This window comes from Limibacter armeniacum (assembly GCF_036880985.1).
GTDB lineage: Bacteria > Bacteroidota > Bacteroidia > Cytophagales > Flammeovirgaceae > Limibacter > Limibacter armeniacum.
Genome location: NZ_JBAJNO010000009.1, coordinates 3,056,964 through 3,075,017 on the forward strand (window position 1 = coordinate 3,056,964; position 18,054 = coordinate 3,075,017).

The window sequence follows — 18,054 nt, forward strand, 5'->3', positions numbered from 1 at the left end:
CAAACGAGCTACTAACCCAGTGAGAATAAGTTGGTGTTGGAAATTAAAGGATGTAGACGTAGGCATTGAGATAGCCTCAAATAGGTCAATGCTTTAGAAGGTTGTGGATGTCCAAGGAGGGGGCTGCTATGAGGTGAAATTTGGACAGCATCTAAATTTGACTCTATAAAAAGAGTTGTGACACCCTTTTTATAGGATTGTATATTTGTACATTATCCAGTGACACTAACAACTCTGTTGAGAATATCAACGGCTTCCTTTTCCTTGACTTCTTCGCCAGCCTTGTAGCTCCACTCTTTAATGTCGTAGTTGAGTTTCTCTACTGACAAACTGATATAGGCATCGAAATAGCTGTCGTTTGCTTTAAGGGTGACCTTTTTCATTTTCATCAGCACCCTGGTTTTCCTTATATATAGCGTATTTACCGGTACTTCGATGGTAAATTGATCTGTCACAGTGGTACTTCCCTTAACAAGGTTGGCATTCTTTGTCTGTTCTTCTTCTGAGATAGAAACCCCTATGCCAAACTTCACTTTTGGTGTCCACAACTTACCTGACTCCATGATAAATTCTGTCTTGACAGTTTTGGAGGTCTTCTTGATACTTTCGTATATCTTCTCAGCGCTAATCTCGGTTGAGATGCTATAGTTATATTCGTTGGTACCTGAGTTGACCCCTCTGCGATCCTGAACGAAGTAGTCTCTATCCACTTCCATCATTATCTCTGCTCCCTCGTCAGCCTCTTTAGGTACAACACCATCTTTCCAGAGAAAAACACTTTTTCTTTCTTTGGGTAGTTCATAGACTCCTGGTCCGTCCCCCTTTTCTCCCAGAAATCCGTCAAATGGGAAGTTATATTCTTTTGTGTCATGACCTTCCTTTCGCTCAATCGATATCCCTTTCAGCCACCAGCCATCATGTCCCTCCATACGTACACTCACTCCATAAACATTCCCAAGGTCTTCGCTGGCAAACCAAGCATTACCAATAGTCGCGTTTATGATATCCTTGCCTCCTTCAAAGTTGTCCTTGGGTGTATCAAAGCGAAACTCCTTGGATACATTCTTGTCACCACAAATAATCATAAAGACTTTGTCATCTGTACCACCATGGGATTTCCCACTAGTATTGACACAGATCTTGTAACTAATTTCGTTCACTATTTTCTAAATTTTTAAGGTTAAACAATAATTCCGTAACCCTTGAAAAGGGTTTGAGAATTTAAAAATATATTCAAACAAACAACCTATCTAGGGGGATGACTCTACTGCCTATTGGAAGGATTTTCTGTACCAATTCTCTGTATATTGAATAATTTGAGTTAATGCATAATCAACACAAAAGAATATCAGGAATTGTACATCTTATAACTTAACAAAGCTAGTTCTTTCCTTCCTCTTGTTACACCGTTGCAATACTTTAATACTCATGTGATCGGTACCTATCTGTTGAGTTATCAGAATGATTTCAAATGGCTTTGAAATACTGTGATTCAATCATGTAATAAAACAAGCAAGCTTGTCCGAAGAACTTTTATTCCAAACCATATAAAAACCTCAACTGTTATTGCTACAGTTGAGGCTATGAGTGCTAGAAAAAACAGAAGTACGGTGGTGTTAAACTTTTTATTAAGAACGGTGAAGTGGCTTTTTTTACACCTCTCTTGCTTTAAGTACTTGCCTCAATACTGCTGGCTGCTTTTGCAGGGAGCGGATAATGGCGGCTACTTTCTGTTTGCCTCTCAGGATAAAGTGATCGTCTTGGGCTAGGCTGATAAAGTAGACGCTGCTGAGCTAAATAACAGGAGGGAGGGACTGTAGGTTAGAGAGGGGGCAGAAAAAAAGCCTTATGGAATATATCCATAAGGCTGAAACCAATAATCAACACAGACTGAAATACCCGTTTACCTGTTGATCGGATTTTGGGTATGGTGTTGTTTCATTGTTGTCTTTAGGTTGTCACTTGTCAAAGGGGTATACGACTTTCCAGTCGTTTTTCATATCCACCAAGGTCCAGTTTTTTTCCTTGGCTTCGTCGAGTCCCTTGTCGAACTGTCCTATGTGTGATTGGCGGTCATAAGCCCATTCTCTGGTGGAGTCTGTGTGGTGAACGTAAAGCTGAAAGCTCTTGTAGGGGTTGGCATCTGCCCACCTGAGCATCTGTAAATCGCCGTCAGAGTTGCCTGCGGCAAAAACAGGTTTGCGCCCAATGTACTTATGGATGCATTCGGGTTTGCCATCCTTGTCATCGATGTAGTCGATTTCTGCTAGTTTTCTTACTACAGGTTTTCCGTTGTTGTAGTCATACTTGACTTGGATGGTACTGCCGACTACTTGATCACGAGGGATACCATAGACTTCTTCTACCCAAGGACGCATAAAGTCTACTCCGCCACCGGATACGATAAAGGTTTTGAAACCATTTGCTCTTAGATATTGGAGTAGTTCCAACATGGGCTGATAGACGAGTTCTGTATAGCGCTTCTTTTTGATGGGGTGCTCGGCTGTTGCCACCCAATTTTTCACTTCTTTTTCAAACTCCTCAGTGGTCATGCCTGCATGGGTATTCATTACAATTTCGAGAATGCCTTTTTCCCCTTGCTTCATTAGTTCTTGCCTGTTGTTGTCAAGTACAGCCTTGAATGGTTGCTTGTTTTTCCAGTCAGGGTGCTCATCTGCCATGGCTTTGACTCTGTCCATGGCAAAAAATAGCTGGAAATAGATAGGCTGTTCGCTCCACAAGGTACCGTCATTGTCAAAGGTAGCGATGCGGTCCAGCTCAGGGATAAAGTTTCCACTGTTCTTGTCGGTAATCTCTTCCACATAGGTAATGATGGCATGTTTGGTGTTGTTTTCATTCCATGATGGCAGGGGATCTTGCTGTGCGGTTGGTGTATTTTCCTGCTGTTGTGCCTGTTGATCGGTATTGGTGGAAGTGGAGCAACAGCATAGTAGCAGGCATATGAGTAGGCTTGCTGTCCATGATTTGAGGGCTGTTTTCATATAATCCATTATAGATGTGTTTTGTGTTGTTCTTTTTCCTTGATGGAAAAGAACCAAAAAATCAAGGCTGTGGAGCTTGGGCTAAATTCGTCTTCCTTCGGCTAAAAATGCTGAAACTCGCTGCGCTCAGACAGCAGCATTTTTTACGCCTCTGTCTGTCGAATTCTTAACGCCCATGCTCCAAGGACGGTTAGTTTTATATAATCTATGGTTCGTAAATCGTATTGAGCAACACATAGGTAACTCCTGTTTATTTCTTACTTTTTGGAACATAAGGCTCTGGTGTCCCTAGCAGGATTGGGGGTTCTTCTTTCAGTGTCTTCTGAAACTGGAGTACTTCCTTGGTGACAGCGGGTAATACCCAAGTCAGGTTTTGGGCGCCTGTTTCTCGTCCTCCACCATCTATGCCATGCAACTCTTTGGGGTCACGTATTAGGTTGTGTACTCTTGGGAAATTGTGTTTGACAGGGGTGTCAAACATGCTTTCCTGCTTGATGAAATGCACTTTGAAGTTGCGCCACTTATAGGCAAACATATCGTCGCCATTGTAGACAGGGAATCCTTCTCTGGCAGAGGCCTTTGTTTTTCCTGTTAGCAGTGGGAGCTGGTTTACGCCATCGATTTTCCGGTCTGATGGTACTTGATACCCTGCCACTTCTGCCAATGAAGGCATGATGTCGACCATGTGTACCATTTCATTGGTTTTAACGCCTTCTGGTATCTTGCCAGGCCAGCGGATCAGGAATGGTGTACGGAGTGAACCTTCCAGGGCAGTGAAGTAGTGTCCTCTCCAGTAGCCTGCTGTACCAAACCAGTTGGGTGCTTCTTCCGGCCCATTCTCACTCATCCAAATGACAATGGTGTTGTCTCTGATATTCAGGTCATCAATGGCATCTAGCACTTGTCCGGCCCTATGGTCCACTTCCATAAGTACATCTGCCCATGTCCCGTTTCCTGACTTACCTTCAAAGTCAGGGTGGGGCAAGGTCGGCAGGTGTACCAGTGTATAAGGCAGATAGAGGAAGAAGGGCTTCTTCTTGTCTACTTGCCGCTTTATAAAGTCAATGGATTTTTGGGTCAGTTCAGCGTCAATGGTTCTTCTTGTTTCCACATTATATTCCTTAACCGGTTGTGGCTTTTTACCCTTGGTACTTTGCTGTATCTGTGGTGGACTTACCACCTTGGGGTCAAAACCTGTTTGTGAGGTATATTCGGACTCATCAGTGGTATTGGCTATACCGTACCATTCGTCAAACCCCTGATCTGTAGGGAACCTTCCTTCCATATCCCCCAAGTGCCATTTGCCATACATGGCTGTAGCATACCCTGCATCGGAAAACAGTTCGGCGATGGTCTTTTCCCAACTTACCAGTCCGTATGGGAGTCCCCATACTACCTTGGTTGTTCCAGATCGAATTGGATGCCTGCCCGTCATCAGGGCTGAGCGACTGGGGGTACATTGAGGTTCTACATTGAAGTTCAGTAGCTGTGTTCCTTCTTTTGCCAGTTGATCCAGGTGTGGGGTTTCTGCACCGCGAAGGATGCCGCCACCATAAGCACCGATTTCTCCCCAACCAAGGTTGTCCATTACGATAATCACCACATTGGGTTTGTCCTGTCCATGTGTATGTAGTGAGGCAAATAGCTGAATTATCAAGCAAAGAGGCAACGTCAGTAAAATGTGTTTATTCATGGTTGAGCAATTAGAAATAGGGTGGGAGAAATATGGTAAACCAATATGAGTTTTGGGCTTGTTTTGGACTCTAGTGTGGCTTATATGCCGAAGTGCTTTAAACAGTAGTACACTCTTCTTCATTTATGTGCTATTTACTTTGAACAAGTCATTACAATAGGAGTGAGAAGCGTTGGTTTTACTGGATATGTTGTTTTGTAGGTGCTTAATTAACATTATATACAATGCATGAGTTCATGGATCTTTGTATTCTTGGTTTCTGCGTATTTTGCTTTGTTACTACTGTGTGTTAGGTGTTGTTTTGCTGTTCTTTTTCATCAAGGAAAAAGAACCAAAAAATCAAAGCTATGGCGTATTGTCTAAATTCTTCTTCCTTTGGCTAAAAATGCTGAAACTCGCTTCGCTCAGGCAGCAGTATTTTTTACGCCTCTGTCGGTCGAGTTCTTGACGCTCATGCTCCAAGGCCGGGAATGTTGGGGATAATATTGGTTTGTTTCTATAGGTTTTTTTGTGTTGTTCTTTTTGTATCATTTGTCAAGGGGTAGGGTATAAAAAAATGAGCCACCACCGGTCTATCCGGGGTGACTCATGGTTTATTAAGTAAGTGTCTGTGTTAGTCTTAAAAATTATCTTTTAATCATTTTTCCAGTGCTTACTACTTTGCCATTCAGTTTCAGGCTGTAGATATACATACCTGCAGGCAATGCATCTGCTTGGAGTTCTGATTTGTATTCGCCAACACTTTGGTCGCCAACTTCGATCGTTTTTACGACCATTCCCTGTAGGTTCGTTACTTCAATTGCTACATTGCCACCTTTTACAAGGCTATAGCTGAAGGTAGTTGAAGTGCTTACCGGGTTAGGGTAGTTGCTCAGTCCGATTTGGGCAGCCAGTTCTTCGTCAATTGCCAGTGGCAGATTGACAGTCAGCATAAAGTGAGTTGATGTTGAAGTATAACCATCATTGGCAGTGATTGAAACCTCTACCTGAGTAGCTTCATTCAGTGTGAAGATGATTCGGTTGTCTACTGTCTGTACAAAGTCTACTGCTGATGAGTCAGAAACGCTTACGGTGTAAGCCAGTACATGACCGTCGGCATCCATGAATACATCTGAGAAGTCAACAGCAAATGTTTTGTCTTCCAGGAACACGCTTTGCTCATCGATCAGGTTCGCTACTTCAGGGGCATTGTTGCCTGAAACAGTTATCTCTACTGACTTGCTCACCATATCGCCACGGTTGTCCGTTGCCATCAGGTTCAGGGTAGTAGTGCCTTGTGCAAATGGCAGGATCACCATTTCATTTCCTCTCATGACAACCTGTGCTACAGTATCACCAGTATTGATAGTCGCATCAATGTCCAGCGCATCACCGTCTCCATCTGTAAACAGCGACTGGTCGATCACATACTCACTCCAGAATGGGAAGCTGATGTTTTCCATCGTGATTTCCGGCAATCTGTTCACGTCCACCACATGCATCATTACCTCATGTGAGGTCTGCAGGCCGTTGGCATCTGCTGCCACGACAGTCAGGGTGTAGTCACCTGCTGCCTCGTAATCTGCCGCTACGTTGATTGTCGCCATACCAGTTTCCGCATTCCAGTCAATGGAAGCGAAACCGTTGTCCTCTGCCAGTGATACCTGAAGCGCTTCGCCTTCATAGTCTCTGATCATCAGCTCGATAGTAGCGGGTGTGTTTTCAAAGACAGTATCCACCATCACCGGATTGGTGAAGTATGGCGCCCTGTTGACGTACATATCCACATTGAAAGCAACAGAATCAGTTGCATGCGGATCGTTGTTGATGACCAGTACCCTTGCCGAGTTGTGACCAGGGATGGCTTTGGCAGCATCTGTGTTCCAAGTGAACATTCCTTTGCTGCTGCCAGATAACTCACCACTCTCCGGTGTCAGGGTCAGCCAGTCGAATGACGCATCCGAAAGGACACGGATTCTTCTTTGGATACCCAGACCGGTTACCTTGTAGGACTGTCCGCCATTGTCTGAGTAGAAGAACTCCCCGTTGTCGGCATTGTAACCCATGTCGTAAACCCCTTGCGGGTAGTCCAGGCGCTCGTCATACTCCAGTACGATAAAGAAGTACTCGTTCGGGTTTACAAACGTGGTGTGATCAAACTCATAGAGCTGCCAAGCACCTTTTTCAGTGCCCATCACCTCAAACTCCTGTGTGTGTACAATCGTCGCCTCATTTGGTGTGGTGCCACCTACTCGAACCTGTACCTTCAGGCTCGCCTCTGGCAAACCTTCGTTGTAAACATAGTTGCGGAAGTGTGTCAGGGCAAAACCTGCCTCTCCTGCCTTGTACCTGGTGGCATTGAATACCTGCGTGCCATGCAGACCTGAACGGTAAGCCTTTTCCTCAGGGCCCAAGTCATCAGCGTAATGGATGGAGTCGGTGAAGCTCATCATTTCCGCCTCTGCAGCTGTTGCCATGGTGGCCACCGCACTGCTTGGCGCAGCCTGGATAAACGACTTGGCATCTGCCGTGAACTCAGTGACATCAGCCATTCTCATGGCATTGGTCGCCATTGCGCCTTCTTCTACCGCTCTGTACCATGTAGGTTTGAAGTTGTACTCCAATATACCTTCTCCTGCATTGCTGAAGCTGAAGTCACCTTCGTTCTGCTCAGTAGGCAGCACATTCAGTGAAACAGCTGCAATGTCAGCCTCGATCATGGAAGGTGCCGTCACATTTGCCGATACAGGGATGGCTTCAATGATGGTTTCCGTACCGCCGTCCATACGCAGGTAAAGGGTGTCGTTCAATACGCCCATAGTGTTAGGCTCGTAGCTTACTTGGAAGGTGTAGCTTTCGCCTGGTGCGATGCGCAGACGCTGGTAAGAGTAAGAGAAGTCCTTGTCAGCATTTAGCCCGTAAGAGAACGAATAGCCTGAATCTCTAAGCAGTTCCAGTCCGTTGGCAGTGTTCTTGTACACACCCTCACTGAAATGGAAGCCCTTGATGGCAATCTCCTTGGTACCTGTGTTTTCCACAGTCAGGTCCTGCATATATTCCTTCACAGCCAGACCCTCTTCCATAAAAGCGTTGCCGAAGGCAATGCTGTCAGCAATGGTAGCCCCGTGTGTACCCGTTATATTCAGTCTTACACTGATCGTTTTGGACTTGCTCTTAGGGTCATTGCTCTTCACGTAGAAGTGCTCCGTGTAAGCGCCTTCATATAGGGTACCCGCATCTACCTTGAAGCTGAAAGTCTCGGCCTCTCCGTTGGCTTGCACGTTGTGTGCCGGCGGATAGATGGTGTAAGACGTCAGGTCTTCATTTACATACTCAGGTTCGTAAGCCTTCTTGATGCTCAGCCCCATGGTCTCGTCAAAGCTTTCCAGTCCGATGACCGCCACATCGTGGTGCGTGTCGATGTCCTTGTAGTTGTACTTGATGCGACCGTCCTTGTAAAGGATCACCTGGAAAGTACAGTAGAACTCTCCGTCGTAGCGGTAGTGCATGATCACGTTCTCCCAAGTTACGATAAAGCGATCCTCTTCCATCTGGTAGAATACGCCACCGTCCTTGGAGTAGTCAGGGTCAAAGTTGGCCCAGAAAGGCGCAATCATGCCTTTCACGTAGTCCCCTTTTTCAGGAATGTCCCTGTAGTAGAACGGGAACTGGTTGGTAGGGAAATCAAGACCGATAAAACCATCGGAAGCCACAAACAGCTTGTTGAAGCTTTCGCCGTAGTAAGGGAAGTCAAATGGAATTACCAGACTCCACGCAAACTGACCTTCAATGTAAAGCTGTGTACCAGTTTCCCTGATATCTACCCAATCATAGGCGTCAGCCGGATCCACAGAGGTACGGCTGTCCATAAAGTAGTAACCGAAGTCCTTGTCCTGTCCTTCGTATGCCGGTAGCGCCTTGTTGCTCAGGAAGCTGCCTTCCGTAGGGGCTGATACCGTATAGTGCAATTCAGTATCACCTTCTGTAGCCATGTTGCTGACCGTAAAGCTCCAGTCTGTGCTGTCACCGTAATTCAGGTCAATTGAGGCACTGATTTCAGAGAAGTCAGCCACTGGTGCGTCAATGGCTTTTGCCATGATTGGCACTACGATATCACTACCATCAATAGTCAACGTGATGGTCTCGTTCAGCTCCGCTACTGTCTCAGGGCGGTAAGTGATATTGATCTCGTAGCTTTTCTTTGGTTCAATAACCTGAGTGGTGTAGAAGGTCTCCGTAAACTCCGAAGAAGAAATGACTACATTTTCCAGTGTCATTGCCTGTGTACCTTCGTTCATGATCTCCAATGCCTTTATTTCCTTGTCACCCACCATCAGGGTAGAGAAGTGCAGGCTGTCAGCAGATATTTTTGGCATGGCCTCACCGATGACATTCATATTGAAGGCATGCACATAACGCTTGGCTGTCGGGTCGTTGGAGTTGACTACCAGCCCAACCGGATGTGTGCCACCGTAATAAGGCTTGATACTTGGGTCCAAGACAAAATCTACGGTTGTAGAATCCCCCGGCATCAGGGAGCCTTCCTGCGCGCTGGCTTCCTTGACAATGTCAAATGCTGGTGGCAGTATCTCGATCACCATATTGTCCTTAAGCAGGGTCTTGTCCAGGTAACCAATTCGGATACCGTCGTCTTTTGCCGCATTCTGGAAACCGATAGAAGAACCCCAGTCAAGGAAGGAGGAACCGGATATATCTTTATAGCGGAACTGGACAGCACCATCCTTGAACAGTACCAGCTGGAAAGTCATATCTCCCGGGCGACCTGTATAGTAGGTTGGGACGTTCTGCCATTGTACAATGGTTCTGTCCTCGTGGGTCTCATAAAATACCTGGCCGCCCTTGGTCAGGTCTAAGTTGTGCCAGAAAGGTCCGATACCTGCAGCAGGCGCGTAATAATAAACCCATCCGGTTACACTGGAAGCAGTACTAGGGTCTATGAAGGCAACTATACCGTTCTCGTGAACATACAGTTGGTTGTAGACCTCTCCATAGTAATTGAATTCATGGCCCATGTCCATGGAGGTACGCTTTCTTGAGTCAGCAAGTAGTGTACTGGTGATGTCCTGACCTGTTTCCGAAATCTCTTCCCACAAGCCTCTTGTCGGGCCACCTTCATTGTCAGAAGTCAGGTAGTGGTAGCCGAAGCCCTGGTCTTTCTGACCCTCAATACCGATGGTTACATCCTTGATGGTTTGCGGTAATTTATAGGAGAGCGGATAAGCGCCGTCATTGCGGATGGTCATACTGGTCAGTACCGTATCACCGAAGTTGATCATCATATCAGCAGGACCATTGGTTACGGTCAGTACCGGCTTCTCTATGGCGCTGCCCACTACAGGAATTTCCATATCGCCCGCATCTGTTGCCAGAGCCATCGTTGCTGCATCCATGGCTGCTGAGTCAGGCGAATAAGCGATGTTGACTTTCAGGTGATGTCCGGGCTTGATCACCGTACCCGCCAGGTCCTTGGTCGAGAACTTGGCTGAGCTGAACGTGACGCCACTGATGGTCAGGTCTGCCAATCCGCTGTTAAGGAAGGCTACCTGCTGCAAAGCTTGCTCACCGATAAAGCTGTTACCAAACTCAACCGTATTCTTGTTGGCTTCGATCTTTGCCTCCTGACCTGTCACGGTAAATTCTACCGGTATTGTAAAGGTCTTGTCGTTGGTCTTGATCTTCACCTCAGAAGTATGCAGACCATTGCGTAGTTGTCCTGCTTCCAGGGCAAGGTTAATGGTCTGGGTATCTCCGCCTTCTACTTCACCCATCTCAGGGTCGAGTACCATAAACGGCATGTCCCAACCTTTGCCTGCGCTGTAGGCCCTGACTTTCAGTGCCAGGAAGTCTACCCCCATGGCATACTCCATTGGGTCAAAAGTCTGTCCGGCATCCAGGCTCAGGAAGAACCTGCCTGCCTGGCTCTTCGACATCTCGTTGATGACGATCGGTGAGTTGAACTCCGCCGGGTAGATCAGCTTCGCCCAGAATACGTCACCTGCCTTGAATGTCAGGTGCTGCTCCAAGGATACCATGCGGCTTACGCCTCCCTGTCTGTCATCATGTACTTCCTGTGCAAACAGCAGCTTGCTTTCTGCCGGGGTATCGCCCCCTTTTCTGATCTCCAGAATGATTGGCTGGTCGTAGCCATTGTCAGAGAAGTAGAACTGCAGGTGGGAGAAAGTAAAGAAAGGCTTGTCGTCAGGTACCATAAAGCGGGTAGCAGTTCCCAGAGAGTAGTAAGGATTGTTCACGCCCAGGTAGCCATCGACTACATCTCCTTTGATGTCATAGCCAAGGTCATCGAAAAAATCCGACTGGCTGCTGACATAAGGCACTGCTTCTTCGCTGGCTGGCTGTATGTTTTCACCATCCGCAATACCCAGTGCTTCTTTGGTGAAATACTGGATTTCTGCTGCGCCGTGCTCTGCTACATTGGCAGGAGCTGGGTAGCTCAACGTAGCTGCCGCACTTCCAGCTGAAAGGTGCGTAATATGCGAGTCCCATTTCAGGGTGGTCCCTACAACTGTGTTACCAAGCTGGAAAGAAGTGTTGGCTGCTGAAGTGGCATTGATATCCACATTCATGGAGATAAGGTTGGCGCTCACTTCGCCCGCTGGCTTGGCAGGGTAAGACACTGTCAATATTTCAGAGACAGCTCCTTTGTTGCCGAACATGTCTACCGGTCGGATAGCAATATATCGCTTGCCACCTAACGGACCGTACAGCTCATAGCTTGCCGTTGAGGCGGTATCCGAAGCTGGATAAGCTATCACCTGATTAGCTTCATACAATGTTTCTGCCGTAAAAGGCTCTACTGCTCTGAACACCTCGTAGTAGGCTGGCTTGCCGTTGCCTTCGTCGGCAGGCGTATCCCATTCCACAATCGCAAAAGTCTGGCGGGTGTCTGAGTAATCGAATCCTGCTACGTATGGAGTCACTTGCGCAGGGAAGATATTGATTTGCTCCCTCAGTGCCTTTACAGCATTCAGGGTGCCATAACCCATTTTGCCTTCGTAATAATCATTCAGGGCATCCGTATGACGGTCAGCGGAATAAACCAGCCTGTTTCTCAGCTCCTCGGCCGTGAAGTTTTCTCCGCCAAATCTGGATACCACCAGTGCCGCCACGCCTGATACATGTGGGCATGCCATGGAAGTACCTTGCAGGAAACCATACCCTTGCCCTGGGAAGGTACTCAGGACGCCTCCGAAATAGTCGTTGGCAGAGTCACCTCCCGGCGCGCTGATATCGATATATTCCCCGAAGTTGGAGTAGTAAGCCTTGTCATTGTCGTGTTGGGTAGAGGCTACCGCAATGGTTCTCGGGTACTCACCCGGGTACATGGTTGCATCGGTGTCATCATTGCCGGAAGCAAAGATCACGACACCACCTTTCATCGGGCTGCCTGTGTAGTTGCCCGCCTCCTCGATAAAGTAGTCGATGGCGTCCAGCACTTCCTGCTCGTAGTAACCGGCAGATGTGTAGCCCCATGAGTTCTGGGAGATCACAGCCCCGTTGTTGGCGCCGTACACGATGGCAGCGGCAAAACCTCCACCATAGGCATCGGTAAATACCTGTGTAGACATCAGGCGCACGCCGTCGCCATTTCCGGTACCACCGGCTACACCTGAAACACCTCTACCGTTGTTGTTGACAGCACCTACTGTACCTGCCACGTGTGTACCGTGGTAGTGTGGCATGATACCACCTTGGTCATAGACGAAGTTGTAGCCGTGGATGTCATCCACAAAGCCGTTGCCGTCATCATCGATGCCTTCTACACCATTCACCTCTGCCTCATTCACCCAAAGGTTGTCTTTCAGGTCTTCATGCGCTGTGTCGATACCGCCGTCAACCACCGCCACAATAACGTTGGGTGTACCAGCCGTGATCTCCCAAGCCTCAAAGGCTTTCATATCCGCCCTGGCGTACCGTTGGACTGTCCACGGTTGTTGTAGTGCCACTGGATCTTGAGGAAAGGATCATCAAAAGGCATTCCCTCCACATCCGGTGGCAGCACGATCTGCTTAGGCTCACCTTCCTCAAATACTTTCTTGTAAACAGGCTTTGAAATGGCCACCTCACCCAGACGGCTGTAGTCCTTGGCTGCCGCCGTAACGGAAGCATTCTGGTCGATAGCAATCTCATACCAAAGGTGCAGCCCGTGATGGCGTTGCCTGTCCTCGTACTTGCCTCCATGTGGGAATACCCTTTTCATTGATTGGGCATTATACTGCGTGTTAAGGGCATCAAAAGGCGCAATGCCAATACTGAGTGGCTGTTGCATGCTGGAAGTGGTGACAGCTTGGCTGCCCACTTTCTGAAGGACGCCGCTCTCTTCCTTCAGCTTGATCCGGATTACACCCGGAAGCGTTTGTGGCCCGACTGGTGTCTGGGCTTGTGCTACGGCTCCTATCGCCAGGAGTAAGAGTAGCCACAAACTACTGTTCAATACGTAGAGTTTGTTTTTCATTGAATTGGTTTGTTGATTAAAAAAAGATTTAGAGTATCTCAAAATAGTTATACTCTTCATAGGTGATTTCACCTACGTAACTGATCTGGATATTGAGTAGTCGCTTGGGTAGCTTTCCACTTTTGACCCAGTTCAGAAATTCTTCCAACTGCTTCTTGTTTCCGTAAAGCTTGACCTGTGCCATGGTATCAGACAATAGGTATCCCTGTCCGGTCAGGTTAAGTTCTTCAGCCTCTTTCATACACAAGAAGAGAATTCCAGACTTGCAGAATGATCCTTGTAAGATCACTTCCCATCCTTGGTTTTGCTCTTGTGACATATGTGTCAGTTGTGGTTCGATTGTTATGTTTGTGAACTCTACAAAAGTCTATGACATAGTGTGATATTGCTAATTTCAGCTATCTACATAGGGTCTACATAGATAATTCTGTATTCTTTTAAGGTGTTGATTGTCAGTGAATGAAAGAAATGTTGTAGTGCGTGTAAAGTGCTTTTAAATGTCTACAACATCATTTTTTGAGGGAAATGAGGTGTTTTTTTAGGGAATTATTTGGTTAATGAGGTTGTGGGTAATTGATTGGTGTGTTAGCTTTTTTGATGGCGGAATATTTGACACTTAAAAGTGTTGTTTTGCGGAATATATCCATTCTTGTGTTGATGAAAGTAGGTGTGCTAATAAAAGCAAAATTGAGTAGTGGTAGCTAGCGAATAGAAGTATACAAAAAGGATATCTTATTCTATGGTTAGAAATAGATATCCTAAGTGAAAAGCTCCACCGTGTAAGGCTTAGGTTAAATGTTCTGGATAAAGTCTCTCAGCTCTTCATCTTTGTCAAGTCCAATTTTTTTACGGAGTCTGTATCGACTCATGTTGACTGACTTCGAACTGATGTTCAGCATTTGTGCGATTTCTTTGGTAGAAAGGTTGATGCGCATATAAGCCAACAAGCGGAGGTCGTTATCCGTTAGCTGCTTGTAGTTGTTGTGTAATTTTTTAAAAAAGTCAGGATTTACTTTTTCAAACTGCAGCTTGAACTGCTCCCAGTCTTCATCAAGATTAAGGTTGTTGTTAATCAGTTTCTGAAGGTGGTTTAGAGATGTTTTGGGTTTATCATTTTCCAGAAAATCCTGAATACTGTCGGAGACCTGTTTCAGGGTTTTATTTTTGCTTATTGTATGGAAAGAGGCAGAGGCCAACTGCCTGTTTTTCTCATCTAGGTCTTCATGGTACTTTCTTTTCTGGATTTCCCGAATCTTTTGCTCGGCATAATAGTTTTCTTCCAGCCTGAGCTTTTCAAAATTCTGCTTTTCTATCTGTATTAGGTTAAGTTTTTTCTGGTGCATCAGGACTCTATATCTGAAATAAAGTGTCAACAATAACAATAGTATAGCGACAATGGCTATGACCATAAATAGCAGTTGACTCCTCTTGATTTTATTGTCCTTTTGGAGGAGCTGTATTTCCTTGTCTTTGAGTTTGCTCTCATAGCTGTTTTCAAGCTCGGATATTTTGAGCATTTTCTCTTCATCGTATATGCTGTCCTTGAGGGTTACATACTTTAAGTGGTCATGAGCAAATGCCTTATAATCGTTTCTTAGTGTATCAATACTGGCTAGGTTGCTGTATACTCGCATAGCATTGAAAGGTTGGAGAAAAGGAGCGGCTTTGCGTAAAAGCCTTTCTGCCTGTTCCAGTTTTCCCATATTCATATACAGGTTCCCTAAACCGGCATTGATATGTGCCAGTGTATTAGGGTCTTCGTACTGGGATAGGCTCTTACTAGCTTTCAGGTAGATATGTTCTGCCTTTTCGAACTCTCCCAAATCAATATAAAGGCTGGCGATATTGGGTATTAAACGTGTTTGTAACCTTACTTCCTGTTCACTTTCAAAAATCTCTTGTGCCTGAAGCATAAAGTCCAATGCGTCCTTGATGTTGCCTTGCCGTTGCATTAACAAACCCAAGTTATTATAAGCCAAAGCCTGTGCTTTCAGGTTACCGTATATTTTGAATTGCTTTAGTGCTTTCTGGTAGTACTCAAATGATTTACTGTCTTTCTCCAGCAAGTCATAAACTCCACCAATGGCATTGTAGGCGTGAGCCAAGTTAATGCTGGGAGAAAGATCTTCCTGAATTTGTAGCGATTTGAGCAGGTAATTAAGTGCATCATCAAGGTCGTTGATTTTATTGTGTATCAGTCCCAAGATGTAATAGGCTTTGGCAAGCTGAGGTTTGTCGCCCAAACGAGTGAAAACTTCAGCGGCTTGCAGGCTCAATAGCTTTCCCTTCTGGTATTGGTTGATATAGGAATAGTTGGAGGTCAGGTTTAGGTAAAACTCCGCCTTGAATTTTTCATGGCTGAAGTGGATATTTTTTTCAAGACTGTCATAAAACGCCAATTTGTTGTCCATTTGGCTTGTAGCCAAAGTACTTAGGAGACTGTCCAAGTATTGAAGGCGGAGAGAATCATTGGAGATCTCATTTATTTGTGTAATAGGTAAATTGTAACTATCAGTTTTGTTGCTATATACATAAAAATCACCTAGTAGAAAGAATAGTAAAAAGAACAGTCTAGTATTCATGCTGGTTGTTAAATGTTCATTTGTTAATGTTTGATATTGTAAAAATAATATTTGGTTTAATGAATGCAATGCCCAAAGCAAACAATGGGGAGAGTAGAGAAGCAAGTTTAGGGGTTTCGAGCTTCAAGTACTTGCCTTAGTACTGCGGGCTGTTTTTGCAGGGCACGGATAATGGCGGCTACTTTCTGTTTGCCTCTCAGGATAAAGTGATCGTCTTGGGCTAGGCTGATAAAGTAGACGCTGCCGAGTTTCTTTTTGCTGGTGCCTGCCAAGAGGTAACGCTTGGGTTGGATTGCCATGCCGTAAAATGCCATCTGACGGTCATAGTCAAAGCGTTCGGCATCGGAGATAAAACCTTCCAGACTGGCTACTCTTGTGGTTTTGAGGTCGGCTACCAGTTGCCGCTCCCGCAGTAGGTCAATTCTTGCCTTGCAGTCGATGCCCGTTATGGGGTCTTGCCATAGTACAACCTGTTCCTTTCTTGTGTAACACTTGGCAAGTAGCTTGACTAGGGCTTCGTTTTGCCTTGCGGCATTGGCTAGCAATTCTACCTTTAGGGCTGTTTCGGTATCGGTGGTTTGGGCGTGGTGTTTCCATCTCTCAGGCTCCAACAGGCACATGTGTACTGCCCGTCCGAAGCGGAAGGCTGCCATTGGTTTGTTGTGGGGGATACCGGCTAGCAGGTGCTTGGCTACGGTGAGGTCTGAGTTGGAAAGTGCTGGAAGGTGGCGGTAGTCTTCCTCGGGCATGGTGATGATCTTGTAATTGACTTTTAGCATTGGTATCTGTGGTTTTGTGTTATTCTTCTTCCTTGATGAAAAAAAACCAAAAAATCAAGGCTGTGGAGTCTGGGCTAAATTCTTCTTCCTTCGGCTAAAAATGCTGGAACTCGCTTCGCTCAGACAGCAGCATTTTCTTTACGCCTTAGTCTGTCGAATTTTTTACGCCCATGCTCCAAGGCCGATTCTGCTTTGGGTATGGTGATGAATCTTGTGCATTGGTTGTTGTGGTTTTGTATTGTTCTTTTTCCTTGATGAAAAAGAACCAAAAAATCAAGGCTGTGGAGCTTGGGCTAAATTCTCTTTCCTTCGGCTAAAAATGCTGTAACTCGCTGCGCTCAAACAGCAGCATTTTCTTTACGCCTTAGTCTGTCGAATTCTTGACGCCCATGCTCCAAGGCCGATTTACTTTATGTTTTCAATAATATAGAGCAGGTATGTAGCCTATAATAGGGGCTTGCTCTGCTTCGGGTATGGTGATGAATCTTGTACATTGGTATCTGTGGTTTTGTATTGTTCTTTTTCCTTGATGAAAAAGAACCAAAAAATCAAGGCTGTGGAGCTTGGGCTAAATTCTCTTTCCTTCGGCTAAAAATGCTGAAACTCGCTGCGCTCAAACAGCAGCATTTTCTTTACGCCTCTGTCTGTCGAATTCTTTACGCCCATGCTCCAAGGCCGTATTCAATAATGTAGCCTATAATAGGGGCTTGCTCTGCTTCGGGTATGGTGATGAATCTTGTGCATTGGTATCTGTGGTTTTGTGTTGTTCTTTTTCCTTGATGAAAAAGAACCAAAAAATCAAGGCTGTGGAGCTTGGGCTAAATTCTTCTTCCTTCGGCTAAAAATGCTGAAACTCGCTGCGCTCAGACAGCAGCATTTTCTTTACGCCTCTGTCTATCGAATTCTTTACGCCCATGCTCCAAGGCCGTATTCAATAATGTAGCCTATAATAGGGGCTTGCTCTGCTTTGGGTATGGTGATGAATCTTGTGCATTGGTTGTTGTGGTTTTGTGTTGTTCTTTTTCCTTGATGAAAAAGAACCAAAAAATCAAGGCTGTGGAGCTTGGGCTAAATTCTCTTTCCTTCGGCTAAAAATGCTGGAACTCGCTTCGCTCAGACAGCAGCATTTTCTTTACGCCTTAGTCTGTCGAATTCTTTACGCCCATGCTCCAAGGCCGTATTCAATAATGTAGCCTATAATAGGGGCTTGCTCTGCTTTGGGTATGGTGATGAATCTTGTGCATTGGTTGTTGTGGTTTTGTGTTGTTCTTTTTCCTTGATGGAAAAGAACCAAAAAATCAAGGCTGTGGAGCTTGGGCTAAATTCTCTTTCCTTCGGCTAAAAATGCTGTAACTCGCTGCGCTCAGACAGCAGCATTTTTTTACGCCTCTGTCTGTTGAATTCTTGACGCCCATGCTCCAAGGCCGATTTACTTTATGTTTTCAATAATATGGATCAGGTTGTAGCCTATAATAGGGGCTTGCTCTGCTTCGGGTATGGTGATGATCTTGTAGTTGACTTTTAG

General features: G+C 45.7%; 8 protein-coding genes. All 8 read right to left on the reverse strand.

Going from position 1 to position 18,054, the window contains the following annotated elements:
- Positions 1–212 precede the first annotated feature (212 nt).
- The 8 genes from V6R21_RS30460 to V6R21_RS30495 all read right to left on the reverse strand — a co-directional run bounded on the left by V6R21_RS30460 (position 213) and on the right by V6R21_RS30495 (position 16,529).
- Positions 213–1,160, reverse strand: a complete 948-nt coding sequence (locus V6R21_RS30460; RefSeq protein ID WP_334247266.1) for a PLAT/LH2 domain-containing protein — start codon at positions 1,158–1,160, stop codon at positions 213–215.
- Positions 1,161–1,958: 798 nt separating this feature from the next.
- Entirely contained in the window at positions 1,959–3,011 is a 1,053-nt protein-coding gene (locus V6R21_RS30465) for an HAD family hydrolase (protein WP_334247267.1), read from the reverse strand.
- Positions 3,012–3,252: 241 nt separating this feature from the next.
- Entirely contained in the window at positions 3,253–4,695 is a 1,443-nt protein-coding gene (locus V6R21_RS30470) for an arylsulfatase (protein ID WP_334247268.1), read from the reverse strand.
- A gap of 626 nt (positions 4,696–5,321) precedes the next feature.
- Positions 5,322–12,611 (reverse strand): S8 family serine peptidase, encoded by a 7,290-nt coding sequence (locus V6R21_RS30475; protein WP_334247269.1) that lies wholly within the window; start codon positions 12,609–12,611, stop codon positions 5,322–5,324.
- Positions 12,608–13,168, reverse strand: a complete 561-nt coding sequence (locus V6R21_RS30480) for a subtilase family N-terminal domain-containing protein (RefSeq protein WP_334247270.1) — start codon at positions 13,166–13,168, stop codon at positions 12,608–12,610. The genes V6R21_RS30475 and V6R21_RS30480 overlap by 4 nt, the downstream gene beginning before the upstream one ends.
- 28 nt (positions 13,169–13,196) lie before the next feature.
- Positions 13,197–13,487 (reverse strand): acylphosphatase, encoded by a 291-nt coding sequence (locus V6R21_RS30485; RefSeq protein ID WP_334247271.1) that lies wholly within the window; start codon positions 13,485–13,487, stop codon positions 13,197–13,199.
- 472 nt (positions 13,488–13,959) lie between these two features.
- Positions 13,960–15,750 (reverse strand): tetratricopeptide repeat protein, encoded by a 1,791-nt coding sequence (locus V6R21_RS30490; protein ID WP_334247272.1) that lies wholly within the window; start codon positions 15,748–15,750, stop codon positions 13,960–13,962.
- A gap of 107 nt (positions 15,751–15,857) precedes the next feature.
- Positions 15,858–16,529, reverse strand: coding sequence for a PD-(D/E)XK nuclease-like domain-containing protein (locus tag V6R21_RS30495; RefSeq protein WP_334247273.1), 672 nt, complete (start codon positions 16,527–16,529; stop codon positions 15,858–15,860).
- Between the last annotated feature and the right edge of the window lie 1,525 nt (positions 16,530–18,054).

Excerpts from the sequence above, each read along its gene's own strand:
- V6R21_RS30465 (WP_334247267.1), bottom strand. The coding sequence starts at position 3,011 with ATGGATTATATGAAAACAGCCCTCAAATCATGGACAGCAAGCCTACTC.
- V6R21_RS30470 (WP_334247268.1), bottom strand. The coding sequence starts at position 4,695 with ATGAATAAACACATTTTACTGACGTTGCCTCTTTGCTTGATAATTCAG.
- V6R21_RS30475 (WP_334247269.1), bottom strand. The coding sequence starts at position 12,611 with ATGAAAGCCTTTGAGGCTTGGGAGATCACGGCTGGTACACCCAACGTT.
- V6R21_RS30480 (WP_334247270.1), bottom strand. The coding sequence starts at position 13,168 with ATGAAAAACAAACTCTACGTATTGAACAGTAGTTTGTGGCTACTCTTA.
- V6R21_RS30485 (WP_334247271.1), bottom strand. The coding sequence starts at position 13,487 with ATGTCACAAGAGCAAAACCAAGGATGGGAAGTGATCTTACAAGGATCA.
- V6R21_RS30490 (WP_334247272.1), bottom strand. The coding sequence starts at position 15,750 with ATGAATACTAGACTGTTCTTTTTACTATTCTTTCTACTAGGTGATTTT.
- V6R21_RS30495 (WP_334247273.1), bottom strand. The coding sequence starts at position 16,529 with ATGCTAAAAGTCAATTACAAGATCATCACCATGCCCGAGGAAGACTAC.